The organism is Streptomyces sp. NPDC001717 (assembly GCF_042892775.1).
Classification (GTDB): Bacteria; Actinomycetota; Actinomycetes; order Streptomycetales; family Streptomycetaceae; genus Streptomyces.
The window spans coordinates 20,175-42,858 of sequence record NZ_JBIAUK010000042.1 but is presented as its reverse complement, the minus strand read 5'-3'; the positions used below and the strand labels follow the sequence as shown (position 1 = coordinate 42,858).

At 72.3% G+C, this 22,684-nt stretch carries 23 protein-coding genes and 2 tRNA genes; 14 read left to right on the top strand and 11 right to left on the bottom strand.

Annotation, left to right across the window (positions count from 1 at the left end; translation table 11 throughout):
* Window positions 1-14 precede the first annotated feature (14 nt).
* Window positions 15-857, top strand: coding sequence for a GNAT family N-acetyltransferase (locus ACFYZL_RS37165; RefSeq protein WP_388685290.1), 843 nt, complete (start codon window positions 15-17; stop codon window positions 855-857).
* Window positions 858-871: 14 nt separating this feature from the next.
* Here ACFYZL_RS37165 and ACFYZL_RS37160 read toward each other — a convergent pair whose 3' ends face one another.
* Window positions 872-1,372 carry a DsbA family protein gene (locus tag ACFYZL_RS37160; RefSeq protein WP_384756312.1) on the bottom strand — a complete coding sequence of 167 codons (501 nt, stop codon included), beginning with the start codon at window positions 1,370-1,372 and terminating at the stop codon, window positions 872-874.
* Window positions 1,373-1,557: 185 nt separating this feature from the next.
* On the opposite strand from ACFYZL_RS37160, the gene ACFYZL_RS37155 reads away from it, so the two are divergent.
* Window positions 1,558-1,977: a hypothetical protein gene (locus tag ACFYZL_RS37155; RefSeq protein WP_384756323.1), complete on the top strand. Its 420-nt coding sequence runs from the start codon at window positions 1,558-1,560 to the stop codon at window positions 1,975-1,977.
* A gap of 109 nt (window positions 1,978-2,086) precedes the next feature.
* A complete protein-coding gene (locus ACFYZL_RS37150; protein WP_384756314.1) occupies window positions 2,087-2,260 on the top strand; it encodes a hypothetical protein in 174 nt (57 codons plus the stop codon).
* On the opposite strand, the gene ACFYZL_RS37145 is transcribed toward ACFYZL_RS37150, so the two are convergent.
* Together ACFYZL_RS37145 and ACFYZL_RS37140 are read right to left on the bottom strand one after the other, a co-directional pair.
* Window positions 2,201-2,821, bottom strand: coding sequence for a CGNR zinc finger domain-containing protein (locus ACFYZL_RS37145; RefSeq protein ID WP_384756317.1), 621 nt, complete (start codon window positions 2,819-2,821; stop codon window positions 2,201-2,203). The two genes, ACFYZL_RS37150 and ACFYZL_RS37145, sit on opposite strands and share 60 nt — an antisense overlap.
* A gap of 250 nt (window positions 2,822-3,071) precedes the next feature.
* On the bottom strand, window positions 3,072-3,485 hold the full coding sequence (locus ACFYZL_RS37140) for an SsgA family sporulation/cell division regulator (RefSeq protein WP_030011909.1): 414 nt from the start codon (window positions 3,483-3,485) through the stop codon (window positions 3,072-3,074).
* A 176-nt stretch (window positions 3,486-3,661) separates the two neighbouring features.
* Here ACFYZL_RS37140 and ACFYZL_RS37135 point away from each other — a divergent pair, with 176 nt between their 5' ends.
* Both ACFYZL_RS37135 and ACFYZL_RS37130 read left to right on the top strand, forming a co-directional pair.
* A complete protein-coding gene (locus tag ACFYZL_RS37135; protein WP_384756320.1) occupies window positions 3,662-4,123 on the top strand; it encodes a TIGR02611 family protein in 462 nt (153 codons plus the stop codon).
* Between the two features lie 46 nt (window positions 4,124-4,169).
* Window positions 4,170-4,241, top strand: a tRNA-Val gene (locus tag ACFYZL_RS37130).
* An 82-nt stretch (window positions 4,242-4,323) separates the two neighbouring features.
* On the opposite strand, the gene ACFYZL_RS37125 is transcribed toward ACFYZL_RS37130, so the two are convergent.
* Entirely contained in the window at window positions 4,324-6,669 is a 2,346-nt protein-coding gene (locus ACFYZL_RS37125) for an SCO7613 C-terminal domain-containing membrane protein (RefSeq protein ID WP_388685285.1), read from the bottom strand.
* A 111-nt stretch (window positions 6,670-6,780) separates the two neighbouring features.
* On the opposite strand from ACFYZL_RS37125, the gene ACFYZL_RS37120 reads away from it, so the two are divergent.
* Both ACFYZL_RS37120 and ACFYZL_RS37115 read left to right on the top strand, forming a co-directional pair.
* Window positions 6,781-7,272, top strand: a complete 492-nt coding sequence (locus ACFYZL_RS37120) for an SRPBCC family protein (RefSeq protein WP_384752363.1) — start codon at window positions 6,781-6,783, stop codon at window positions 7,270-7,272.
* Between the two features lie 38 nt (window positions 7,273-7,310).
* Window positions 7,311-7,382 (top strand) — tRNA-Val (locus tag ACFYZL_RS37115).
* A gap of 53 nt (window positions 7,383-7,435) precedes the next feature.
* Here the strand turns inward: ACFYZL_RS37115 and ACFYZL_RS37110 are convergent.
* Complete coding sequence (locus ACFYZL_RS37110) at window positions 7,436-8,161, bottom strand: 3'-5' exonuclease (protein ID WP_384588614.1); 726 nt, start codon at window positions 8,159-8,161, stop codon at window positions 7,436-7,438.
* 222 nt (window positions 8,162-8,383) lie between these two features.
* Between ACFYZL_RS37110 and ACFYZL_RS37105 the strand changes: the two genes are divergently transcribed.
* Together ACFYZL_RS37105 and ACFYZL_RS37100 are read left to right on the top strand one after the other, a co-directional pair.
* Window positions 8,384-8,962, top strand: coding sequence for a DUF4365 domain-containing protein (locus tag ACFYZL_RS37105; protein WP_384752360.1), 579 nt, complete (start codon window positions 8,384-8,386; stop codon window positions 8,960-8,962).
* Window positions 8,962-10,161, top strand: a complete 1,200-nt coding sequence (locus ACFYZL_RS37100) for a hypothetical protein (RefSeq protein WP_384752357.1) — start codon at window positions 8,962-8,964, stop codon at window positions 10,159-10,161. The genes ACFYZL_RS37105 and ACFYZL_RS37100 overlap by 1 nt, the downstream gene beginning before the upstream one ends.
* A 38-nt stretch (window positions 10,162-10,199) precedes the next feature.
* Here the strand turns inward: ACFYZL_RS37100 and ACFYZL_RS37095 are convergent, their stop codons facing one another.
* Window positions 10,200-11,015: a hypothetical protein gene (locus tag ACFYZL_RS37095; RefSeq protein ID WP_388685280.1), complete on the bottom strand. Its 816-nt coding sequence runs from the start codon at window positions 11,013-11,015 to the stop codon at window positions 10,200-10,202.
* A gap of 57 nt (window positions 11,016-11,072) precedes the next feature.
* Window positions 11,073-11,450: a peptidase inhibitor family I36 protein gene (locus tag ACFYZL_RS37090; protein ID WP_384752352.1), complete on the bottom strand. Its 378-nt coding sequence runs from the start codon at window positions 11,448-11,450 to the stop codon at window positions 11,073-11,075.
* A 544-nt stretch (window positions 11,451-11,994) separates the two neighbouring features.
* On the opposite strand from ACFYZL_RS37090, the gene thrS reads away from it, so the two are divergent.
* Window positions 11,995-13,971 (top strand): threonine--tRNA ligase, encoded by a 1,977-nt coding sequence (thrS, locus tag ACFYZL_RS37085; RefSeq protein ID WP_388685277.1) that lies wholly within the window; start codon window positions 11,995-11,997, stop codon window positions 13,969-13,971.
* Window positions 13,972-14,050: 79 nt separating this feature from the next.
* Entirely contained in the window at window positions 14,051-14,611 is a 561-nt protein-coding gene (locus tag ACFYZL_RS37080) for an HIT family protein (RefSeq protein ID WP_384752346.1), read from the top strand.
* A 25-nt stretch (window positions 14,612-14,636) separates the two neighbouring features.
* Here the strand turns inward: ACFYZL_RS37080 and ACFYZL_RS37075 are convergent, their stop codons facing one another.
* The 3 genes from ACFYZL_RS37075 to ACFYZL_RS37065 form a co-directional block, all read right to left on the bottom strand.
* Window positions 14,637-15,038, bottom strand: a complete 402-nt coding sequence (locus ACFYZL_RS37075; RefSeq protein ID WP_384752343.1) for a DUF1992 domain-containing protein — start codon at window positions 15,036-15,038, stop codon at window positions 14,637-14,639.
* Between the two features lie 41 nt (window positions 15,039-15,079).
* Entirely contained in the window at window positions 15,080-16,747 is a 1,668-nt protein-coding gene (locus tag ACFYZL_RS37070) for a hypothetical protein (protein WP_384752341.1), read from the bottom strand.
* A 136-nt stretch (window positions 16,748-16,883) separates the two neighbouring features.
* Window positions 16,884-19,088 (bottom strand): elongation factor G-like protein EF-G2, encoded by a 2,205-nt coding sequence (locus tag ACFYZL_RS37065; RefSeq protein WP_388685273.1) that lies wholly within the window; start codon window positions 19,086-19,088, stop codon window positions 16,884-16,886.
* A 239-nt stretch (window positions 19,089-19,327) separates the two neighbouring features.
* Between ACFYZL_RS37065 and pgsA the strand changes: the two genes are divergently transcribed.
* Genes pgsA through ACFYZL_RS37050 form a run of 3 tightly spaced genes read left to right on the top strand, consistent with a single transcriptional unit; the run spans window position 19,328 to window position 22,067 of the window.
* A complete protein-coding gene (pgsA, locus tag ACFYZL_RS37060; RefSeq protein WP_384752335.1) occupies window positions 19,328-19,996 on the top strand; it encodes a phosphatidylinositol phosphate synthase in 669 nt (222 codons plus the stop codon).
* Window positions 19,996-20,898: a phosphatidylinositol mannoside acyltransferase gene (locus ACFYZL_RS37055; RefSeq protein ID WP_384752332.1), complete on the top strand. Its 903-nt coding sequence runs from the start codon at window positions 19,996-19,998 to the stop codon at window positions 20,896-20,898. Before pgsA ends, ACFYZL_RS37055 begins: the two co-directional genes overlap by 1 nt.
* Complete coding sequence (locus ACFYZL_RS37050; protein WP_384752329.1) at window positions 20,898-22,067, top strand: glycosyltransferase family 4 protein; 1,170 nt, start codon at window positions 20,898-20,900, stop codon at window positions 22,065-22,067. The genes ACFYZL_RS37055 and ACFYZL_RS37050 overlap by 1 nt, the downstream gene beginning before the upstream one ends.
* A gap of 13 nt (window positions 22,068-22,080) precedes the next feature.
* On the opposite strand, the gene ACFYZL_RS37045 is transcribed toward ACFYZL_RS37050, so the two are convergent.
* Window positions 22,081-22,677 (bottom strand): hypothetical protein, encoded by a 597-nt coding sequence (locus ACFYZL_RS37045; protein WP_388685268.1) that lies wholly within the window; start codon window positions 22,675-22,677, stop codon window positions 22,081-22,083.
* Window positions 22,678-22,684 lie beyond the last annotated feature (7 nt).

The window sequence follows — 22,684 nt, the reverse complement described above, 5'->3', positions numbered from 1 at the left end:
TAGAACACCAAGTGATGACCACTACCCTGCGGCCCGCGCAGCCGCTCCAGCGCAACAGTGACGGAACCCGTTCCCGGGTCTACGAAGTGCGGGTGAACAGCCGGCGCGTGGGCAGCGTCGAACTGGCCACCCGTTCGGCCGCTCAGCCCCGCACCGGTGTGATCAGGGCGCTGTGGATCGACGAGCCGGACCGGCGGCGCGGGCGCGCCACCGTCGCGGCCCTCGCCGCCGAGGAAGTGCTGCGTTCCTGGGGTTGCACGGGCATCGCCGTATCGGTGCCCGCCGACGCGGGGCCGGCGCTGCGGATGGCCGAGACCCTCGGCTATCGGGTGACCGGCCGCGTCCAGGTCAAGGAACTGCCGCAACTGCCGCCCGCGCTCCCGCCGGACGTCGCCGGCCGCCCGATGACCGGGCCCGAGTACGAGGCCTGGCAGGAGCGGGCCGTCGTCGAGTACAGCCGCCACCTCGCCGGCCCGGGTGTGACGGCCGAGCAGGCCCTGGACGCCTCCCGCGGGGAGCACGCCGAACTGCTGCCGGCCGGGCGGGACACCCCCGGCGCGGCCTTCCTCGTCCTCCAGGCGCCGGACGGGACCGTCCTCGGCACCCTGTGGGTGGGGGAGCGCGACCTGCCGGCCGTGGGGCCCGTTCCGTACGTCTGGGACGTGGAGGTGGCCACCGAACACCGAGGGCGCGGGCACGGCCGGACCCTCATGCTGCTGGCCGAGCACGCCGCCCTGGCCTCGGGCGCCCGTCTCCTGGCGCTGCACGTCCACGAGGACAACACCCCGGCCCGGCACCTCTACACGTCACTCGGCTACCGGGACAGCACGGTGAACGCGCGGAAAGAGCTGATCTAGGCCGGTTGGGCCTGTCAGGCCGACTCGGCCAGCAGGCGGTCGGCGATCTCCTCGATGCGGGCGCGCAGGCCCTCCTGGCTCTTGCCGCCGTCGAGGCGCTCGCCGTCGATCACGTACGTCGGGGTGCCGGTCACGCCGATCGCCTTGCCCTCGGCCTGGTCGGCGTCGACGATCAGGATGTGCCGGCCGTCGATCAGCGCGGTGTCGAACTCCTCGGCGTCCAGGCCCAGTTCACGCGCCACATCCAGCAGCACCGACTCGCCGCGCTCGGTCAGCTCCGCGGTCCTGGCCAGTACGGCCTCCGCGTACGCCCAGCCTTTCCCCTGCTCCAGGGCCTCCTCGGCGGCCTGCGCCGCGGCGAAGGCGTGCTTGTGCTTCTCCAGCGGGAAGTGGCGCAGCCGGATGTCCAGCCGGTCGCCGTAGCGGGCCCGCAGGGCGCGCACGTCGTCCAGCGCGCTGTGGCAGTCCGGGCACTGGAGTTCGCACCAGACGTCGAGGATCACGGAATCGGTCATGTCCCCCAGTCTCCCAGCCCCCGGGGGCGCCCGTTCCCCCGCACCCACTCCCCAGGGATGAGGAGCGACCCCGAGATGTCCCGGAGATCCGCCCGGCGGCCGCCCCGGGCCTGGCCGCGGGGGTGACGGCCGGTGCAGGATGGATGGGGACAGATCGCCCAGCCGTCGAACAGCCGGAGGACCGCATGCTCGCCGAGACCATTTGTTCCGCGGTGTCCGCGGCGGGGCTGGGCATCGCCGCGGTGACCGCCTACCGCAAGCGGTTCCTGGCCGCCACGAGGATCGCCGCGTACTCGCTGGTGCCGGTCGCCCTCGTGATGACGGGCCTGGTGGAGTGGGTGTCCGGGATCGCCTTCAACCCGACCGTCTGGATCGGTTTCGGGCTGCTCGGGCTGGCCTGGCTGCTCCTGTTCACCACCCGCGCCGTCGAGCGCCGGGGGGTGGGCAAGAAGGCCGGACGCGCCCCCGAGGCCATCGCCCCGGACGCCTCGGCGCCCTCGCTCGGTTCCGGTCGGAGCGCCGGTGCCCAGAAGCCGCAGGCCCCGGCCGCCGCCGGGGACGACTTCTCGGACATCGAGGCGATCCTCAAGAAGCACGGCATCTGAGCCGAGGTCCCGGGATCCCGATCCGATCCACGAGATCGGGCGAACTCCCGCACGAAAATTGGCGTGTTGGACCGGCCTCGACGGTGGGCTGCGCCATCATCGCCCCGACATGCTCGAGACATCGCAGGGTGAGCCGACGGTTCCCGCTCCGGCCCCCGCCTCCGTTGCCGAGGAGCCGAGAGGCTGCCTCTTCGCCCTGTCCCAGCCGCCCCTGATGATCTTCCTAGCCGTGATCGGCGTCCTGCTGCTGCTGGCCGCCGTACACGATCTCTTCCTGCTCTGACGGACCCGCGTCGGCCCCCTTGCGACGAGCCCGGTACGCCGCGACGTGCAGTCGGTTCCCGCAGGTCCGGCTGTCGCAGTAGCGTCGGGAGCGGTTCCGGGAGAGGTCCACGAAGGCGCGCCGGCAGTCCGGGGCCTCGCAGCGGCGCAGGCGCTCCTGCTCGCCGGAGACCACGATGAAGGCCAGGGCCATGCCGCCGTCCGCCGCCAGGTGGTCACCCACCGAGGCGCCCGGTGCGAAGTAGTGCACGTGCCAGTCGTAGCCGTCGTGGTCGGTCAGCTGCGGGGTGGTGCCCGCCGTCGCCACCAGCTCGTTGATCAGCGCGGACGCGGCGCGGGGCTCCGTCGCGGCGAAGACCTGCGCGAACTTGCCGCGCACCGTGCGCACGCCCGCGAGGTCGCCGGAGCCGAGTTCGCCGACGTCGCTGATCGAGTACTCCTGGACGAAGGCGCGCAGCGCGCCGAGGTCCGAGAGCGCGTCGGGCTGGTTCGCCTCGGCCGATGTGTTCACCAGCGCGACGACGACGTCGAGTGCGCGACGGGTGTCGTGGGGGATCTGCACGGTGGTCTCCCTCAAGGGCCGGGCCTGCGGCGGCGACCTGTGCCGCCGCTGGGGGCCGACTCTAGCGGGTTCCTCCAAAAGGGGGCGCCCGGCGGACCGGGCCGGGCTCATGGCCCCGGACGCGCAGCGGCGCCGCCCACGCGGGTGGCTCCCGCGGGGACAGCGCCGGTACGTCGTATGTGGTTGTCCGGCACACACCGTCGCCCCGAGTCGGACGGTGTCGCGCGGTCAGGTGCTCGTCGGAGCTGGCTCAGCTTTCGGCCAGGATGTGGGAGAGCTCCTTGTCGAGGTCGAAGTGCCGGTGTTCGGTCCCGGGCGGGACCGCGGCATCCGTCCGCTTGAGGAATGACTCCAGTGCTCGGGCGGGTGCTTCGAGCAGTGCTTCTCCCTCCGGTGAGCTCAGGGCGATGCAGACGACCCCCTGACCGTGGCTGCGGGACGGCCAGACGCGGACGTCTCCGGTTCCGGTGGGCCGGTGAAGGCCCTCTGCGAGGAGGTCGCGGGCGAACACCCATTCGACCGTCTCCTCGGCGCCGGTGTGGAAGGTGGCGTGCACGGCGTAGGGGTCGGCCGTGTCATACCGCAGGCCCGCGGGTACAGGCAGTGAGGACTCGCTCGACACAACGAGGCGCAGGTGCAGCTCGCAGCTGACCGTGGTGTTCATAAGCGCCAGGGCCTTTCGCTCAGTGTGCGCTCGGGGATTCGCACGTCGGCGAAATCGACATGCCACCTACGGTGCCGTTGTAAACCCCTCTGACCGTTTTGCGGACCTCTGGGTCCCTCGGACGGCGGATCCAAAGCACCGTTCATGTGTGCTCGACACTCGGGTAGATTCAACGCATGAATACGGGGAGTGACCGCGGGACGAGCGAGCCCGCCGAGGCGACCGGAGCCGGCGCAGCCGCCGAAGGCGCAGCCGACGAAGAGACGCCGCACGTGTCGAAGGCGCCCGCCTTCATCAAGGCCAACCGCAGCCTGCACCTGAGCTGGCAGGTCGGCGTCTTCGTCGTCGGCCTGGCCGTCATCGGCGCGGGCATCGCGATGCTCGTGCTGCCCGGCCCCGGCTGGGTGGCGATCTTCGCGGGCCTGGCGATCTGGGCCACCGAGTTCGCCTGGGCCCACCTCGTGCTGCGCTGGACCAAGCGCAAGGTGACCGAGGCCGCACAGAAGGCGCTCGACCCGAAGGTCCGCCGCCGCAACATCATCCTGACCAGCGTCGGCCTCGTCATCGCGGGCGCGCTGATCGGCTTCTACCTGTGGAAGTACGGGCTCGTCCTGCCGTGGAACATCAAGGACCAGTGATGGTCAAGGAGCACCGCTGACATGCGGTAATGTTTGCGGTGCGTCCGGGCGATTAGCTCAGTGGGAGAGCACTTCGTTCACACCGAAGGGGTCACTGGTTCGAACCCAGTATCGCCCACCCGGACCCGAGGCCCGGAGACTTCACAGTCTCCGGGCCTCGGGCGTTTCCCGCCCGCCCGCCGGGGGTCGGGCCCGCCCGGTCAGGCGAGCCGGCCGATCGCGTCCCGCAGCCGGCGCGCGTCGCGCAGCCGCCTCTCGTACGTCGCGCCCACCGCCAGCAGCAGCACTCCCGCCATCGCCGGCGGCACCCAGCGCGGCAGCGCCCCCGCCACCTGCACCACGTACGGGGCCAGCTCGTGCAGCGCCACCACCGCAAGCACCGCGCCGCCCAGCAGCAGCGGCGCCTGGAGCCGCCGCCGGGCCCCCGTGAGGGTCACCGCCAGGGCCGCCGACCCCAGCAGCAGCGGGCGCAGCCACTCCGGGTCCGCCCAGGCCGCCACCAGGCTCGGCAGCAGCGTCGCCGACAGCCCGGGGCCGTACGCCGTCCAGGACGAGCTCGCGGGATCCCTGCGGCGCCGCAGCACGCCCACCGCCAGGGCCGGGATCGTCACCGGCAGGCCGTAGGCCTCGGGCGCCGTGACCCCGACCTCCGCCAGCCGGACCCAGGTCGCCGCCACGAACAGCGCCCCCGCCGCCCAGCCCGGTACGCGCCGCTCCGGCCGCACCGCCGCCCCCGCGCAGACCACCCCGAGCAGTGCCAGGACCAGAGCCAGGTTCCCGGCCCGCCCGGCCGACAGGGCCACCGCCACGGCGCCCGCCACACCCGCCGCGATCTCCACGGGCAGCCGTACGCCGCCCAGCCGGGGGCCGAGCGCGGCCACCGTCGCAGGGACCGCGAGCACCGGCAGCGCCCACCACACCACCGCCAGGTCCGTCAGCGCGGCCGAGGCCACCAGCAGCCCCGTGGCATGGCCGACGACGCAGACCGCCGCCCCGGCGCGGGCCGGGCGGGGGGCGGGCCCGTACGCCGCCCCAGCCGCGCCGAGCACGCCCAGCAGCCCCCACACCGCGAAGGTCGACGTACGGCCGTCCAGCGCGCCCAGGGACACGTTCAGGGCCCCGAGCAGGGCGCAGGCGCCCGCCGCGATCCCGGTCGCCCGGACCGGGGCCCGCAGCGCGATCGTCCCGGCCGCGCCCGTCACCGCCAGCTGGACGGCGAACACCGCCGCCGGCGGCAGGCCGAGCAGGACGGGGACCGTGAACAGACCCGCCCACGCGAGGACCGCCGCCACGGCCGCCGGCTCGGGCCGGGACAGCGCCCGCGACAGCCACCAGGCGGCCCCCGCCGTCAGCAGCAGCGCCACCGCGGGCGCCACGCCCGCCCCGGACGGACCGGCGTCCGGGGTCGTCCCGGCCCACACCTCCGCCAGGACCCGGACCCGGGAGCCCAGGGTCGCGGCGACCGGCGCCGCGGACAGCAGCGCCGCCAGTGCGGCCACACCCGCCCCGGCCCGGGCGAGTCCGTGGCGGACCGCCGCCGGGAGCGCGTGGACCCGTACGGTCGCCGACAGGGCCAGTGCCGCCGGCAGGTACGCCACCACCGCCCAGGCGGGGGAAAGCTCCGGCCGGGCCACACCCCCCAGCGCCGCCACCGCGGCCAGACCGCCGACCAGGGCCGCCGCCCGGGCGCGCGGCTCCCGCCAGGCCGCCGCCACCCCGAGGGCCGCGCCCGCCAGCAGCAGCGCGGCCGGGGCCAGGGCGTCGGACGCCGAAGCCGCCGACCAGGACTCGGAGACCCCCGTCAGCAGCGCACCGGCACCCGGTACGGCCGCCGGCAGCGCCGCCCACCGCAGCCGCAGCGCGAGCGCCGCGTCCAGCGCGGCCGTCACCAGCAGTGCCCAGGCGAGCGCCTGCGGGCCCGCCTGCAGGGCCAGGGCCGCCAGCGGCAGCGGGAGCTGCGCGGCCAGTACCGAGGCGGGCACCGGGATCCGCAGCCCGCGCAGGGCCGCCCCGTACCCGGCCCACGCCGCCGCCAGCACCGCGGCGGCCCCGGCCGCGTAGGCCCGGGGGTCGACGTCCGGCGCGGCGACGACGTACAGCGCGTACGCGTCCAGCACCGTCAGCAGCAGCCCCACCGCGGCGACGGACTCCGCCGTCGACCGCAGCCCGCGGCGCAGCAGCGGCACGGGCGCCGCCAGCGCCACGGCGGTCACCACGCCCAGCACCGCGGAGCGGCCGGCGATCCCGAGCGAGCCCCAGCTCACGAGCGTGAACGCCAGCGCGGCCACGGCCAGCAGGACGGCGCCCAGGGTCAGCAGCACGTTCTGCGCACTCGGCGCCGAGGCGTCCTTCGCGGGGCCGGCCGGCGGAGCGAACCCCGGAGCGAAACCGGGAGCGGCGGCCGGCGAGGGCGTCGGCCCGGCCGCGTGCAGAAGGCGCAACAGCCAGTCCCGGCGGGCCAGCAAGTACTGGCGGTGGGAGTCGAGTCGGGCCAACTCGCGGTCGATGAGCGCCAGCTCCTCGGCCGGCGGCATGGGCGTGTGCATATCCGGAGTGTGGCGCCGGTCACGCGGTCAGGACATGGGCGTACGTACTCAGATGTGCCCTGAGTACGCGAACCGGCCCCGTGCGGAACCGCCGAGCGCCACACTGGATCCATGGACCGCAGCCACTGGGACCGCTGGAACCGCTACCGCTTCCGCAGCGTGTGGGACCTCGACGCCCCGCCCGCGCGGGTCTTCGCCGTACTGGAACTGCCCGGCGAGTACCCGGACTGGTGGCCCCAGATCCGCCGGGTCGAGGAGCTCGACGAGCGCAGCGGCACCGCGACCATCCGGTCGATGCTGCCCTACTCCCTCCACGTCACCGCGACCCGGCTGCGGCGCGACCCCGGGCGGGGAGTCCTGGAGGTGGCCCTGCGCGGCGATCTCGAAGGCTGGGCGCGGTGGACCGTGCGGGCGCGCGGCGCCGCGGCGGGAGGCCCGCGCACCCGGGCGCTGTACGAGCAGGAGGTCGAGGTGCGGCAGCCGCTGATGCGTCGGCTCGCGCTGCCCGGACGGCCGGTGTTCCGGCTCAACCACGCCCTGATGATGCGGGCCGGACGGCGGGGCCTGGCGTCCCTGCTGGCCCGGCGCCCGGAGGCGGTTTGAACCGTCCCCAAGTCTTCTGTATTGTTCAGTGCGTTCCCGGGCGATTAGCTCAGCGGGAGAGCACTTCGTTCACACCGAAGGGGTCACTGGTTCGATCCCAGTATCGCCCACCGGGACAGGCCGGTCCGTGTTACTCACGGACCGGCCTCCCTCATTTTCCGGGCTAGGCCGCCGTCGACAGGTCCGGCCGCAGCGGCCAGTGCGGGTCCACCGGCTCCGGCGTCCCCTGGCGCGCGAACCACGCCTGCAGACCGCGCGCCTGTGCCGCGTGCCACACCGCCTGCAGCGTGTGCAGTTCCGCCGGGGTCAGCCGCTCCAGGCGGGCCGCGAACCGGCGGCCCACCGCCCGCACGAGCTCCAGCGAGGCCTGCGCGTCGGCCGCCGCGTCGTGGGCGCCCTCCAGCTCGATCCCGTAGTGCTCGCACAGGTCCGTCAGGGTGCGGCGGCCCTTGCGGTACCGGTCCAGGTGCTTGTCCAGGACGCGCGGATCCAGCACGGTCAGCGGACGGTTGTCCAGATACCGGGCCAGCGAGGAGGCCCGGTGCCGGCGCAACTCCCGGTCGAGCAGCGTCAGGTCGAACGGCGCGTTCATCACCACCACCGGGCGGCCCGCCACCTGCTGCTCGCCGAGCGCGCGGGCTATCTCCTCCACCACCGGCGCCGGCCAGCGGCCGTTGCGCTGGAGGTGCTCGTCGGTGAGCCCGTGCACTTCCGTGGCGCCCGGGGGCACCGGGATCCCGGGATTGACCAGCCAGCGCGTGGTGCGGACCCGGCCGCCCGCACACTCCTGGACGATGAGCGCGGCGGACACGATCCGGTCCTGCTCGACGTCCACTCCGGTGGTCTCGGTGTCGAATGCGGCCAGCGGCCCCTCGTACCAGCGTGTCATGGCGAACTCCTCGTCCCCGATCGGCAGATGAGGTGCACTCGGCAACGCTGCCTTGAAAACGTGCCACCTTCTCCCGCATCGGTGATACCCGTGCTCTTTGTCGCGTACGCCGTTTGCGGTGGCCCGGCTGCGGAGACAACACCCCTGGGGGACCGCACACATGACCGGTCGTCACCCCGACCACCACAGACGGCAGAGCCCGGAAGGCATGGGGAGCCGGCCATGGCGCTCGCGCAGCCCGAACAGGGCGGGGTGCTGCAGGGACGGACCGGTCCGTCGACCGGACCGCTGCGCGGCACACTCGCCACCACCGCCTGCATGGAGACCCTCCAGGTGGGATACCTGCACGCCGTCGCGGCCGCGGCCGGCTGCTCGCTCTCACAGCCCTTTCCCGACAACGGCATCGACTGGCACGTCAGCCACGGCGCCCCGGAGCACGTCGTCGACGACGAGGTCACCATCAAGGTGCAGCTCAAGGCGACGTACCAGATACCGCCCCGGCCGCCCGGGCCCACCTTCGCCTTCACCCTCGACAACGAGCACCTCGTGAAGCTGGCCCGCACCCCGGTCGCCGTCCACAAGATCCTCGTCGTGATGCTCGTCCCCCGGGAGCGCGACCAGTGGCTCGCCGCCGGGCACGACCGGCTCGACCTGCGGCACTGCTGCTACTGGACCAACCTGGCGGGACACCCCGTGACCGGCCGGCGCCGGACCACCGTACGGATCCCGACCACGCGGATCTTCGACGACCGCGCGCTGTGCGAGATCATGACCCGGGTCGGGTCGGGAGGGACACCCTGATGCACTGGAACCCGCCGCACCTCGAACCACTGCCGCAGCCGGGCTTCGCCGACCCGGCCGTGCCCGATCCCGGGCAGGTCGACCCCGCGGTGCTGGGCGCCCTCCTGCACCGGCACGGCTGGCTGCGCCGGGGCGGGGCCGCCGGACGGTACGGACGCTGGACCCCGCCCGCCGGCTCCGGTACGAGCCTGCTCGTACCGGAGAGCAGCGCCTTCCCCGACTGCGCGGACCTGCTGGAAGAGGCGCTCACCGCCCTGTCCCGCAGCGGGCTGCCGTCGGCGCGGGAGGTGCTGTACGGGCTGAGCGTGCCCAGCGACGAGGTCCGCTGGGAGCGGGAGGGCGCGCGGGGACTCCAGGGCGAGGCCGACTGGACGGCGCAGGAGCGACTGCGAGCGGCGGCGCGGCGGTTGTTGCTGGCCGGGGCGCTGGCGGACCGGGCGCGGGCCGGCTACTACGGGGCCCGCCACCGCGGCCAGGCCGAACGGGCGCTGGACGGGGTGCTGGTGGGCCCTTCGCCGGGCGGCCGCAGGCTCACGGCGTACGTCCCCGTGGACGGGGGGCGGGGCACGGTGAAGCGGCTGCACCACGCCCTGCACGCGGCGCGTGAGGCCGTGGACTACCAGCGGGCCACCGGCGGTATGGAGGCCTTCGACGCGGCGGTGGAGGCGGGGGTCAGCCGGGAGCTGGCGGACGGGCTCATCGCGCTGGTCAGGGGCTCGGAGGGGGCGCGGATCACACTCGGGTGGGCCCCGGCCGCCGGGGTCCCGGCGGGCTGCGCGGCCCGGCCGGAACCGGTGGAGTTCTCGCCGGGCGACCTTCCGGTGCTGCGGGAGGCGGCCGCCCGCTACACCCGCGACGAGCCGGCCGTGACGGTCCGGATCGCGGGGGCGGTGGTGCGGATGCGACGGGCGGCGGCGGGCGGTGGCGGCACGGTCCGGGTCCGGGTCCTGGCCGGGGCTGAGGTCCCGTACGTCCGGGCCGCCCTCGACGAGGAGTCGTACCGGGTGGCGGTCCACGCACACCTGGCCGGGCTGCCGATCCGGGTCAGCGGGCGCCTGCAGCGGCGCGGCGGCTTCCGCCGGCTGACCGACGCCGCGGACGTGACACCGGTCCCGCTGGACGAGGTCGAGCGGGACCGGCTGATGAAGTCACTGGACGAGGCCTTCGACCCGGCGGACGTGCTGCCGTCGGACGACTGAACCCATTGCCGGATCGCGACCCATTGCCCGATCGCGGCCTATTGCCCGATCGCGGCCCGCGCGAGCGCCATGGTTTTCTGCTTGGCGAGCAGGTGTCCGGCCAGAACGTCCGCATTTGATGCGATCAAGGCCTGCTGATAGGTGCTTTCGGTTTTCGACCACACGCCGATCAGATTCACCTTCTGCTTGCAGAGCACGTCGGCGAGCGCGACTTCCTTTTCGTGATCGCCGGGTGTCGCGGCACTGAACTCGCGGTCGTTGATCGCGGACATGGGATCGGGGTATTCATGCCCGGATTCGGCCATGCATTGCGACCATTTTCGGCCGACTTCCGTCACCGCGGGATCCTGCTGCGATTTCCGGTAGCTCTCCATGTTGAGGCGTTGGGGGATGTCCATGGCCTGCTGCAGCTCGGCCTCGTGCAACTCCCTCCGGGCTTCTCCGGCGCACCCGCCTTCGGGGACGGGAGCGCCGTTGAACGTGGTCGCCTCGCCGCTGACGAGCGGCACGATGGACGCCGGATATTCCGGGGCCGGCTTTTGCGCGCCGGGCAGGTGGTAGCCGTACCCCTTGGCGAGTTCCGCATCGGCCAGACCGTAACGCCGCTCGTTGTCCTCGGTCGCGATGCCCCCCGGCGCCTTGGGCGCATACTGCGCACCCATCCTGGCGAGGCACCGCCGCACGAGGGATTCCCGCCCCCGGACGAGCACGTCCAGATCCGTGGTCGTCAGCAGGTACGCGTCCAGGGGCAGCTTCAGGGCCCTGTTGTCATCGACCTGCCGCACCGCGGGCGGGCCCGGGGCTTCGCCGGACGAGCACGCGGGCAGCAGGGAGAGCAGGGGGAGCAGGAGCATCGCCGTGCCCGCACGCGCCGCAGGGGAAGGGACGGCCCATTTCACCGGCTCGCTCGCTCAGCAGATGATGCTTCGGACGGAAGCGTTGTCGTTGTACGTGTTCACCAGGTTCCGGGACGTGTAGCCCTGGACGGTGTCGTACGGGCCGGAGTAGTTGGAGTTGTAGTAGACCCGGTAGCAATAGCCCGCGTTGTTCCAAACGGATGCGGCGTTGTTCTTCACGGGCTGACCCTCCCCGGCGGCCCACGTACTGAAGACCTCGCCCGTGAGGTTGGGACGATCGTCGGCCGTCATCCAGTGCGAGCCGCCCAGGTTGGAGTTGTAGTAGAAGCAGAAGAACCCCTTCTGGCAGTCATACGCGCTTGCCGGGGCGGCCATTCCGAGTGTGATGCCGGCTGTGGCTGCCAGGAGTGCCAGGGTGCGCTTCATGTTCATGATTCATCCCCCTATGTCGCGGTCTTCTCGCCGACACCAAATCTGCTGTCGAAAAGGGGAGTCGAGCCCCTTGGTCGGCCGTGGTCGCGGCAAACTATAGGGTGACGGTGCGGAGTTGCTCAACTACTTGTTCGAGCGAATGAAGCCGAACTCGGGCCCGGAGTGGGGAAGGAATTCGCCACGGCCGAAATCGAGTCCCCGGGAGGGACCCATCGCCGGGACCGCCCCCACGGCGTACGCGGCCCGGGCGATCCGGTCGGGACGAGGCCGCCCCACGCACCGCCGCCGCGCCCCACGGCAGAGGTTCGCCCCCGATCCCGGGCCAGGGCCTCACGGTGCGGGCTCCGCCGCCCGCGCCGCCCCTCGGATCCCGGGTCGGACCGGCCGCCGCCGGAAGAGGAGGGGGCGCGGCCCGGCAGCGGCGCGGAGCCGGACGGGCCGGTGCGCCCCACCCGCGGTAACCGTTTAGCGGCGCGGCCACTCCGCTCGGTACGATTCAGGCGCGCAGTGTTCGCTAGCGCACCCCCTGAGTCAGGAGAGACCGGTGTCAGACGTCCGTGTGATCATCCAACGCGATTCCGAGCGGGACGAGCGCGTGGTGGCCACGGGCACTACGGCGGCGGAGCTCTTCGCCGGCGAGCGCACCATCGTCGCCGCGCGCGTCGCGGGCGAGCTGAAGGACCTCTCGTACGAGGTGAAGGACGGCGAGACCGTCGAGCCGGTGGAGATCTCCTCCGAGGACGGCCTGAACATCCTGCGCCACTCGACCGCGCACGTCATGGCGCAGGCCGTGCAGGAGCTCTTCCCCGAGGCCAAGCTGGGCATCGGCCCGCCGGTCCGCGACGGCTTCTACTACGACTTCGACGTGGCCCGGCCCTTCACCCCGGAGGACCTGAAGGCCGTCGAGAAGAAGATGCAGGAGATCCAGAAGCGCGGCCAGCGCTTCGCCCGCCGCGTCGTCACCGACGAGGCGGCCCGCGAGGAGCTCGCCGACGAGCCGTACAAGCTGGAGCTCATCGGCATCAAGGGTTCCGCGTCGACCGACGACGGCGCGAACGTCGAGGTGGGCGGCGGCGAGCTGACCATCTACGACAACCTGGACGCGAAGACCGGCGAGCTGTGCTGGAAGGACCTCTGCCGCGGTCCCCACCTGCCCACCACCCGCAACATCCCGGCCTTCAAGCTGATGCGCAACGCGGCCGCCTACTGGCGCGGCAGCGAGAAGAACCCGATGCTCCAGCGCATCTACGGCACCGCGTGGCCGTCGAAGGAGGAGCTGAAGGCGCACCTCGACTTCCTCGCCGAGGCCGAGAAGCGCGACCACCGCAAGCTCGGCAACGAGCTCGACCTCTTCTCCGTCCCGGACGAGATCGGTTCCGGCCTCGCCGTCTTCCACCCGCGCGGCGGCATCATCCGCCGGACCATGGAGGACTACTCGCGCCGCCGGCACGAGGAGGAGGGCTACGAGTTCGTCTACTCCCCGCACGCCACCAAGGGCGCCCTCTTCGAGAAGAGCGGCCACCTGGACTGGTACGCGGAGGGCATGTACCCCCCCATGCAGCTCGACGGTGGTACCGACTACTACCTCAAGCCCATGAACTGCCCGATGCACAACCTGATCTTCGACGCGCGCGGGCGCTCCTACCGTGAGCTGCCGCTGCGCCTGTTCGAGTTCGGCACCGTGTACCGGTACGAGAAGTCCGGCGTGGTCCACGGCCTGACCCGGGCCCGCGGCTTCACCCAGGACGACGCGCACATCTACTGCACCCGCGAGCAGATGGCGGAGGAGCTCGACCGCACGCTCACCTTCGTGCTGAACCTGCTGCGCGACTACGGTCTGACCGACTTCTACCTGGAGCTGTCCACCAAGGACCCGGAGAAGTTCGTCGGCTCGGACGAGGTGTGGGAGGAGGCGACCGCAGTCCTCCAGCAGGTCGCCGAGAAGCAGGGCCTCCCGCTGACCCCCGACCCGGGCGGCGCGGCCTTCTACGGTCCGAAGATCTCCGTGCAGGCCCGCGACGCCATCGGCCGCACCTGGCAGATGTCGACCGTGCAGCTCGACTTCAACCTGCCGGAGCGCTTCAACCTGGAGTACACCGCGCCCGACGGCTCGCGCCAGCGGCCGGTCATGATCCACCGCGCGCTGTTCGGCTCCATCGAGCGGTTCTTCGCCGTGCTGCTGGAGCACTACGCGGGCGCCATGCCGCCGTGGCTGGCCCCGGTCCAGGCGGTCGGCATCCCGATCGGCGACGGGCACGTGGAGTACCTCCAGGAGTTCGCCGCCGAGGCGAAGAAGCAGGGCCTGCGGGTCGAGGTGGACGCCTCCTCCGACCGCATGCAGAAGAAGATCCGCAACCACCAGAAGCTCAAGGTCCCGTTCATGATCATCGTCGGTGACGAGGACATGGCCGCGGGCACCGTCTCCTTCCGCTACCGCGACGGTTCGCAGGAGAACGGCATCCCGAAGGACGAGGCGCTGGCCAAGCTGGCCAAGGTCGTCGCGGACCGCGTCCAGGTCTGACGGACCCGCACGACCCGAGAAGGCCCCCGGAAAGTGATCACTTTCCGGGGGCCTTCTCCGTCCGTACCGGCAAGGTCATATGCTTGCCGCCATGACGAGTGAGCCGGAGCAGCAGAACGGCGTTGGCACGCATGACGGGTTTCAGCGCCTGTGGACCCCGCATCGGATGGCCTACATCCAGGGCGAGAACAAGCCCACCGGCCCCGAGGCCGGAGACGGGTGTCCCTTCTGCGGGATTCCGGAGATGTCGGACACGGACGGGCTGATCGTCGCCCGCGGCAAGCACGTCTACGCGGTGCTCAACCTGTACCCGTACAACGGCGGGCACCTCATGGTCGTCCCCTACCGGCACGTCGCCGACTACACCGATCTGGACGCGCTGGAGACCGCCGAGCTCGCGGACCTCACCAAGCGGGCCATGGTCGCGCTGCGCAAGGCCTCCGGGGCGCACGGCTTCAACATCGGCATGAACCAGGGCAGCGCCGCCGGCGCCGGCATCGCCGCGCACCTGCACCAGCACATCGTGCCCCGCTGGGGCGGGGACACGAACTTCATGCCGATCGTCGGTCACACCCGCGTCCTGCCGCAGCTCCTCGCGGACACCCGGCAGATGCTCGCGGACGCCTGGCCCACGGACTGAGTCGCGGACGGCGGCGGGGGAGCGCTCAGCCGGCGCGCGCCGCGCGCCACTCCTCCAGCACGGCCTCGACGTCGTACTCGGTCAGGTTCAACGCAGGGCCCTGCGGCGGCATGCGCAGGGCCGCGGCGATCTTCTCGTTGATCTCGGTGAGGATCGCCCGCACCTGCCGCTCGGAGCGGGCCGCGCGGGCCGCCTCCAGGGCGTCCTCGGCCTCCTTGCGCAGTGCCAGCGAGGGCGGCAGGGCCGAGAAGCCCTCGCGGTGCATCTTCCCCTTGATCCACCACATCTCGTCGTAGGGCGCGTCGAGCGAGGCCAGCGGCTTGCCGAAGCCCGGCAGCTCCGCGAACTCGCCGCGGTCCGCGGCCTCCCTGATCTGCCGGTCCACCCAGGATTCGATGTCCACGCCAGGCGGTTTGCGCTCCGTCATGCTGCCTCCTCGGGGGATCACCTCAGCTTAGGCCGCCCCGCCTACGCGTCGTAGACGTCCGCCTTGCGCGGGGCCGGCTCCTGGATGAGGCCGCTCATGATCGAGGAGCGGTTGGTGAAGCGGTCGATGTCGACGCCGTTCTCCTCCAGGACCTTGAACGTCGCGGCGTGGACCGCGCGCAGCACCGGGGCCACCGTGCGCAGGGCGTCGTCGGCCATGAAGCGGTGGCGCCACATCGAGCCGGCCCACACGTGCCGGATGCCGAAGGGCTCGGGCAGGACCAGCTTCCCGCCGAGGAAGTCCAGGACCGGGGGGAACCAGGTCAGCGGTGCCCGGACGGCGAGGCGCACCACCTCGCTGGTGTCCACCAGCGGCTGCGGGCGCTCGACGGTCTCCCAGAAGCGGATGCTCTTGGGGACCTCCACCACCGGGGCCTTCGACTTCGTCGTGAACAGGCCGTGTACGGGTCCCAGCGCGTGCGCGGTGACGTCCACGCGCAGCGTCTTGTAGAGCACGGTGACGGTGACCAGCATGTTGATGACCAGCTGGCCGTCCCAGAGCGGGTACTGGATGCCCAGGTAGTGCCGGTTGCCGGAGCTGAACTGCTGCTCGTTGCAGATCCGGGTGATCTCGTGCGACTTGATCAGGAAGTTGTCGATGTTCTCGCCGGCGGGGCGGGCCACCTCTCCGGCGCCCTCGCCGATCGGCGTGACGATCCAGTGCTGGATGGCGGCCGTCGGGAAGCCCCCGGTGTGCAGGGGGCCGCGCTCCAGCTTGCGGAGCTGGGTGTCGATCGCCCTGATGACGTCCCAGCTGCGGAAGGGGTGGATCTCGGAGCCCTCGGTGGTGGGCGCGAGTTCCTCGGCCATCTGCCAGCTGCCCCAGCGGGTGCCCATGCCGAGGATGCCCTTGGGGCCCGCGTAGAAGACCTGGTTGCTCCGGTCCTCGGCGGTCAGCTTGGCGAGCTGGTGGCGCAGGTCCTCGCGGGCCTTCTCGTCGGGGTTGCCGGGCACGGCCTCGGGGATCTTCGCGCCGATCCCGTCACCCGCCAGCAGGCCGTCCCAGCGGGAGCGCAGGTCGGCGGCGGTGGACTCGCACAGCCGGCGGGCGAGCAGCCAGCCCAAGGCCGGGGCGATCACCATGCCGCGCAGGTAGAGGCCGAGGAAGCCGGTGAGCGGCAGCCGGAACATCAGGACCGCCACCACCAGGGCGATGCCGACCAGTACCGCGGTGCCCATCCACGACGCGCGCTTGCCCTCGTTCTTGGCGAGCGTCTTGCGGAGCTGGAAGAGCCCCAGCCACAGCAGCAGACCCGGCAGGAACAGCACCCCGCAGACGAGCATGATCAGCCGGAGCTTGCCGTCGCGCTCCTTGCGGATGCGGGTGGCGGCCAGGCAGTGCTCGACGACCGTCTGCGGGTCGGCTCCGAAGGACTGGATGAGCGGCTTGCGGGCGGAGCCGAGCGTGCGGGCCTCCACGGCCCGGCAGAAGGCCTCGCCGAGGTTGGGTTCGAAGAGCGATATCTTGCCCGCCTTGATCGTGGCGGGGTGGTTCTCGCTGTTGGCGGTGAGGATCGTTTCGAGTTTCGTGTCGCCGCCGCCGTCGCGGTACGCGGCCGAGGCCAGCGCGTTGGTCGCCGCCGTCTGCCCGCCACCGCCCTGGAGAGGAATCTGCGCTCCGGGCCTGAAGTCGAATCCGTCGTCCGCCACCGCTGCCCCCACCCCATCGCTGTGCGTTCGTGCTCTTCGGTGCGCCGACGAGCCTATCGGCGCATCCCGCCCCATGGTCATGGGACAGGGAAATGCCGCCCACCGCAAGCGGGTTGGTGGGCGGCCCTTCCCGACGCTATGTCAGTTTGCTTCCCTTCTCCGTCTGTTCGCGAACCTTGTCCGCGATCTGCGGCGGCATCGGCTCGTGCCGGGCGTAGGCCCGGGCGAAGCGGCCCGTGCCGTGCGACACGGAGCGCAGCTCGACCGCGTACCGGCCGATCTCGATCTCGGGGATCTCGGCGCGGACCCGGGTGCGCCCGGGACCTGCCTGGTCGGTGCCGACGACCCGGCCCCGGCGGCCCGCGAGGTCGCTCATGACCGGGCCGACGTACTCGTCGGGGACGAGGATCGCGAGCTCGGCGACCGGTTCGAGCAGCTCGATGCGGGCCTCGGCGGCGGCCTCGCGCAGGGCCAGCGCGCCGGCCGTCTGGAAGGCGGCGTCGGAGGAGTCCACCGAGTGCGCCTTGCCGTCGAGGAGGGTGACGCGCACGTCGACCAGCGGATAGCCGGCGGCCACCCCGCGCGCGGCCTGCGTCCGTACGCCCTTCTCCACGGACGGGATGAACTGGCGCGGCACCGCGCCGCCGACCACCTTGTCCACGAACTCGATGCCGCTGCCCGGCGGGAGCGGCTCGACCTCGATCTCGCAGATCGCGAACTGGCCGTGGCCGCCGGACTGCTTGACGTGCCGGCCGCGCCCGGCGGCCTTGCCGCCGAAGGTCTCGCGCAGGCTCACCTTGTGCGGTACGGCGTCGACCTGGACGCCGTACCGGGTGCGCAGCCGCTCCAGGGCGAGGTCCTGGTGGGCCTCGCCCAGGCACCACAGGACGACCTGGTGGGTGTGCGGGTTCTGCTCCAGCCGCATCGTCGGGTCCTCGGCCACGAGCCGGGCCAGGCCCTGCGAGAGCTTGTCCTCGTCGGCCTTGCTGTGCGCCTCGATGGCGAGGGGGAGCAGCGGGTCGGGCATCGTCCAGGGCTCCATCAGGAGCGGGTCGTCCTTGGCGGAGAGGGTGTCGCCGGTCTCCGCGCGCGTGAGTTTGGCCACGCAGGCCAGGTCGCCGGCGATGCAGTGGTTCAGGACGCGCTGCTGTTTGCCGAAGGGCGAGCTGAGGGCGCCGATCTTCTCGTCGACGTCGTGGTCCTCGTGCCCGCGGTCCTCCAGCCCGTGGCCGCTGACGTGCACGGTCGCCTCGGGGCGCAGGGTGCCGGAGAAGACGCGGACGAGGGAGACGCGGCCGACGTACGGGTCGGAGGAGGTCTTGACGACCTCGGCGACGAGCGGCCCGTCCGGATCGCAGGTGACGGCGGGGCGGGGGGAGCCGTCGGGGGCGGTGACGTTCACGGCGGGGCGTTCCGGGGGAGTGGGGAAGCCGCCGGTGACCAGTTCGAGGAGTTCCACGGTTCCCAGGCCCTGCTTGCCCCCGTCGGCGGCGGGGGCCGCCATCAGGACGGGGTGGAAGGTGCCGCGGGCCACGGCCCGCTCCAGGTCGTCCACGAGGGTCTTGAGGTCGATGTCCTCGCCGCCGAGATAACGGTCCATGAGGCTCTCGTCCTCGCTCTCCGCGATGATCCCCTCGATCAGGCGGGAGCGGGCGCCGTCGATGAGGGCGCGCTCCTGCGGATCCGGGTCGCGTTCCACGCGGGAGCCGGAGGAGTACTCGTAGACGCGCTGGGAGAGCAGGCCGAGCAGGCCGGTGACGGGGGCGTGGCCGTCGGCCCCGGCGGGGCCGTGCAGGGGCAGGTAGAGGGGGATGACGGCATCGGGGTCGTCGGCGCCGAAGATCTCGCCGCAGACGGTCGTCATCTGCGTGTAGTCCGAGCGGGCCGCCTCCAGGTGGGTGACGACGATGGCGCGCGGCATGCCCACGGCCTCGCACTCGTCCCAGACCATGCGGGTGGCCCCGTCGACGCCGTCCGAGGCCGAGACGACGAAAAGGGCCGCGTCCGCGGCGCGCAGACCGGCCCTGAGCTCACCGACGAAGTCGGCGTATCCGGGGGTGTCCAGGATGTTGATCTTGATCCCGCCCCATTCGACGGGGACGAGGGAGAGCTGGACGGAGCGTTGTCGGCGGTGCTCGATCTCGTCGTAGTCGGAGACGGTCCCGCCGTCCTCGACGCGGCCCGCCCGGTTGACCGCTCCGGCGGTCAGGGCGAGGGCTTCGACCAGCGTGGTCTTTCCGGATCCACTGTGGCCGACCAGCACGACGTTCCGTATGGAGCTCGGCCGGTCGGCCGTCAGTGCCCTGCCGGCGGCTCCGGCTTGGTGTGATGTGGCTCCCATGATTCTCGTGCCTCCCGGTGGTGACGGTGAGGAGGTGGGTGTCCTTCGAGCTTTGCACCGCTGTCACACCGCGTCCATACGTCGTACCCGGGAGGGCCCCGCGGGGGCCCGGGGGACGGCGCGCGGTGCAACCGGAGGTAACCGGTGGGTGCGCGGCGTCCCCGGGGCGGCGTGCCGGCTACGATGGGCCAGCCGGTGGCCGTTGTGGCCGCGCGGCCCAGCGACCCTCCGGGAAGGCCATGCTGAACAAGTACGCGCGTGCATTCTTCACGCGTGTTCTCACGCCATTCGCCGCTTTTCTGCTCCGGCGGGGGGTGAGCCCGGACGCGGTGACCTTGATCGGCACGGCCGGAGTGGTGGCCGGAGCGCTGGTCTTCTTCCCCCGGGGAGAGTTCTTCTGGGGAACCATCACCATCACCGTCTTCGTCTTCTCCGACCTGGTGGACGGGAACATGGCCCGCCAGGCCGGGATCTCCAGCCGCTGGGGCGCCTTCCTCGACTCCACCCTCGACCGGGTCGCGGACGCGGCGATCTTCGGTGGCCTCGCGCTCTGGTACGCGGGCACCGGGAACGACAACGCGCTGTGCGCGGTCGCGATCTTCTGCCTGGCCAGCGGGCAGGTGGTCTCGTACACGAAGGCCCGCGGCGAGTCGATCGGGCTGCCGGTCGCCGTCAACGGGCTGATCGAACGGGCCGAGCGTCTGGTGATCTCGCTGGTCGCGGCCGGTCTGTCCGGCCTGCAGACCTTCGGCGTGCCCTCCTGGATCGGGGTGCTGCTGCCGATCGCACTGTGGATCGTGGCGGTGGGCTCGCTCATCACGCTGATCCAGCGGGTCGTCACCGTACGCCGCGAGTCGGCGGAGGCGGACGCGGCCGCGGCCTCTCCCGCCGAGGGCGGTGCCGCCTGATGGGCAAGGCACAGGACAAGCTGGTCGACGCCGTGTACGGGCTCGGCTGGGCCGGCGTGAAGAAGCTGCCCGAACCGGCCGCCGTGGCCCTCGGCCGCCGCATCGCCGACTACGCGTGGAAGCGGCGCGGCAAGAGCGTGCTGCGCCTGGAGTCGAACCTGGCCCGGGTGGTGCCCGACGCCACGCCCGAGCGGCTGCGCGAACTGTCGCAGGCGGGCATGCGCTCGTACATGCGGTACTGGATGGAGTCCTTCCGGCTGCCGACGATGGACCCGAAACGGTTCGGCGAGGACGTCCAGTTCAAGGACGACCACATCCTGCGCGAGGCCATCGCCTCCGGGCGAGGGGTCATCGCGGCCCTCCCGCACCTCGCGAACTGGGACCTCGCCGGGGCGTGGGTCACGGGCCACCTCGGGGTCCCCTTCACCACGGTCGCCGAACGCCTCAAGCCCGAGAGCCTCTACGACCGCTTCGTGGCCTACCGCGAGAGCCTCGGCATGGAGGTGCTGCCGCACAGCGGCGGCGCCGCCTTCGGCACCCTCGCCCGCCGGCTCCGCTCCGGCGGCCTGATCTGCCTGGTCGCGGACCGGGACCTGTCGGCCTCCGGGGTCGAGGTGGACTTCTTCGGCGGGGCGGCGCGCATGCCGGCCGGGCCGGCGCTGCTGGCGCAGCAGACGGGTGCGGTGCTGCTCCCGGTGACCCTGTACTACGGGGACTCGCCGAAGATGTACGGCCGGTTCCACCCCGCGGTGGAGGTGCCGAAGACCGGAACCCGGGCCGAGAAGACCGACGCCATGACGCAGGCGCTCGCGGACGCCTTCGCCGAGGGCATCGCCGAGCACCCGGAGGACTGGCACATGCTGCAGCGGCTGTGGCTCGACGACCTGGAGGAGCGGCCGTAGTGAAGATCGGCATCGTGTGCCCGTACTCGTGGGACGTGCCGGGCGGCGTCCAGTTCCACATCCGCGATCTCGCGGAGCACCTGATCCGCCTCGGCCACGAGGTGTCGGTGCTGGCCCCGGCCGACGACGAGACCCCGCTGCCGCCCTACGTGGTCTCGGCCGGTCGGGCCGTCCCCGTCCCGTACAACGGCTCCGTCGCCCGTCTCAACTTCGGGTTCCTCTCCGCCGCCCGGGTGCGCCGCTGGCTGCACGACGGCACCTTCGACGTGATCCACATCCACGAGCCCGCCTCCCCCTCCCTGGGGCTGCTGTCCTGCTGGGCGGCGCAGGGGCCGATCGTGGCCACCTTCCACACCTCGAACCCGCGCTCGCGGGCGATGATCGCGGCGTACCCGATCCTCCAGCCGGCGCTGGAGAAGATCAGCGCGCGGATCGCGGTGAGCGAGTACGCGCGGCGCACCCTGGTCGAGCACCTGGGCGGGGACGCCGTGGTCATCCCCAACGGCGTCGACGTGGACTTCTTCGCCAAGGCCGACCCGAACCCGGAGTGGTCCGGCCGGACCCTGGGCTTCATCGGCCGCATCGACGAACCCCGCAAGGGCCTGCCCGTGCTGATGGCGGCGTTCCCGAAGATCGTGGAGGCCTGCCCGGACGTACGCCTCCTCGTGGCGGGCCGCGGCGACGAGGAGGAGGCGGTGGCCTCCCTGCCCGCGGACCTCCGTGCCCGCGTCGAATTCCTCGGCATGGTCTCGGACGAGGACAAGGCCCGGCTGCTGCGCAGCGTGGACGTGTACGTCGCCCCGAACACCGGCGGCGAGAGCTTCGGCATCATCCTGGTCGAGGCCCTCTCGGCGGGCGCGGCGGTCCTCGCCTCCGACCTGGACGCCTTCGCGCAGGTCCTGGACCAGGGCGGCGCGGGCGACCTCTTCGCCAACGAGAACGCGGACGCCCTCGCGGAGGGCGCCATCGCCCTGTTGCGCGACCCGGAGCGCCGCGCGGAACTCAGCGCCCGGGGCTCGGCCCACGTCCGCCGCTTCGACTGGTCCACGGTCGGGGCGGACATCCTGGCGGTCTACGAGACGGTCACGGACGGCGCGGCGGCGGTGGCCACGGACGAACGCGTCCCGCTCCGCACCAGGCTGGGCTTCTCCCGGGACGCCTCTTCCTGACGGGCCGGGCGGCTCACCAGCCCGCGGAGGCGATCCGGTCGGGCCGGCCGCCGGGGGTGACGGTCACCTCGAAGACCTCGCCCCCCGTGGTGGTCATGCGGATCCGGTCGGGCGCCGTCCACACGGCCTCGCGGAGCTCGTTGTCCGTGGCGTCGCCGTTGAAGTGGCCGACGGCCCAGCGGTGCTCCAGGGGCCAGGTCCCCTGGTCGACGTACACGTACCAGAGGGGGTCGATCATGGCCGCGCCCTGCTCCACGACGAGCCGCCGGTCGCTCCGGCCGGGAGCCGCCTCGCTCTTCGTCTCCCAGGTCGGGCCGGCCAGCATCGAGACGATGCCCGCGAGGAGCAGGGACGGGATGCCGAGGACGAGCAGCGTCGTGCACAGCACGAGGCGCGCCGTGGACTTGGCCATCCCCAGCAGGAGGGCCCCGGTCAGCGAGATCAGGGCGACCCACCCCAGTACGACGGGGTAATCGCCGACCCCGGCGAGCAGGGTGAGGCCGCCGGAGCCGCGATCCTGCCGGAAGGCGATCACGACTGCCGCCGCGAGGACGACGGCCAGTGCCAGTAGGCCCCAGGCCGACGGTCTGCGGTAACGCGTGTAATCCATGATCCCC

Bases quoted from the DNA above. Each gene is read 5' to 3' on its own strand.
- ACFYZL_RS37165 (WP_388685290.1), top strand. From the start codon at position 15: ATGACCACTACCCTGCGGCCCGCGCAGCCGCTCCAGCGCAACAGTGAC.
- ACFYZL_RS37160 (WP_384756312.1), bottom strand. From the start codon at position 1,372: ATGACCGATTCCGTGATCCTCGACGTCTGGTGCGAACTCCAGTGCCCG.
- ACFYZL_RS37155 (WP_384756323.1), top strand. From the start codon at position 1,558: ATGCTCGCCGAGACCATTTGTTCCGCGGTGTCCGCGGCGGGGCTGGGC.
- ACFYZL_RS37150 (WP_384756314.1), top strand. From the start codon at position 2,087: ATGCTCGAGACATCGCAGGGTGAGCCGACGGTTCCCGCTCCGGCCCCC.
- ACFYZL_RS37140 (WP_030011909.1), bottom strand. From the start codon at position 3,485: ATGAACACCACGGTCAGCTGCGAGCTGCACCTGCGCCTCGTTGTGTCG.
- ACFYZL_RS37135 (WP_384756320.1), top strand. From the start codon at position 3,662: ATGAATACGGGGAGTGACCGCGGGACGAGCGAGCCCGCCGAGGCGACC.
- ACFYZL_RS37125 (WP_388685285.1), bottom strand. From the start codon at position 6,669: ATGCACACGCCCATGCCGCCGGCCGAGGAGCTGGCGCTCATCGACCGC.
- ACFYZL_RS37120 (WP_384752363.1), top strand. From the start codon at position 6,781: ATGGACCGCAGCCACTGGGACCGCTGGAACCGCTACCGCTTCCGCAGC.
- ACFYZL_RS37110 (WP_384588614.1), bottom strand. From the start codon at position 8,161: ATGACACGCTGGTACGAGGGGCCGCTGGCCGCATTCGACACCGAGACC.
- ACFYZL_RS37105 (WP_384752360.1), top strand. From the start codon at position 8,384: ATGGCGCTCGCGCAGCCCGAACAGGGCGGGGTGCTGCAGGGACGGACC.
- ACFYZL_RS37100 (WP_384752357.1), top strand. From the start codon at position 8,962: ATGCACTGGAACCCGCCGCACCTCGAACCACTGCCGCAGCCGGGCTTC.
- ACFYZL_RS37095 (WP_388685280.1), bottom strand. From the start codon at position 11,015: ATGCTCCTGCTCCCCCTGCTCTCCCTGCTGCCCGCGTGCTCGTCCGGC.
- ACFYZL_RS37090 (WP_384752352.1), bottom strand. From the start codon at position 11,450: ATGAACATGAAGCGCACCCTGGCACTCCTGGCAGCCACAGCCGGCATC.
- ACFYZL_RS37080 (WP_384752346.1), top strand. From the start codon at position 14,051: ATGCTTGCCGCCATGACGAGTGAGCCGGAGCAGCAGAACGGCGTTGGC.
- ACFYZL_RS37075 (WP_384752343.1), bottom strand. From the start codon at position 15,038: ATGACGGAGCGCAAACCGCCTGGCGTGGACATCGAATCCTGGGTGGAC.
- ACFYZL_RS37065 (WP_388685273.1), bottom strand. From the start codon at position 19,088: ATGGGAGCCACATCACACCAAGCCGGAGCCGCCGGCAGGGCACTGACG.
- pgsA (WP_384752335.1), top strand. From the start codon at position 19,328: ATGCTGAACAAGTACGCGCGTGCATTCTTCACGCGTGTTCTCACGCCA.
- ACFYZL_RS37055 (WP_384752332.1), top strand. From the start codon at position 19,996: ATGGGCAAGGCACAGGACAAGCTGGTCGACGCCGTGTACGGGCTCGGC.
- ACFYZL_RS37045 (WP_388685268.1), bottom strand. From the start codon at position 22,677: ATGGATTACACGCGTTACCGCAGACCGTCGGCCTGGGGCCTACTGGCA.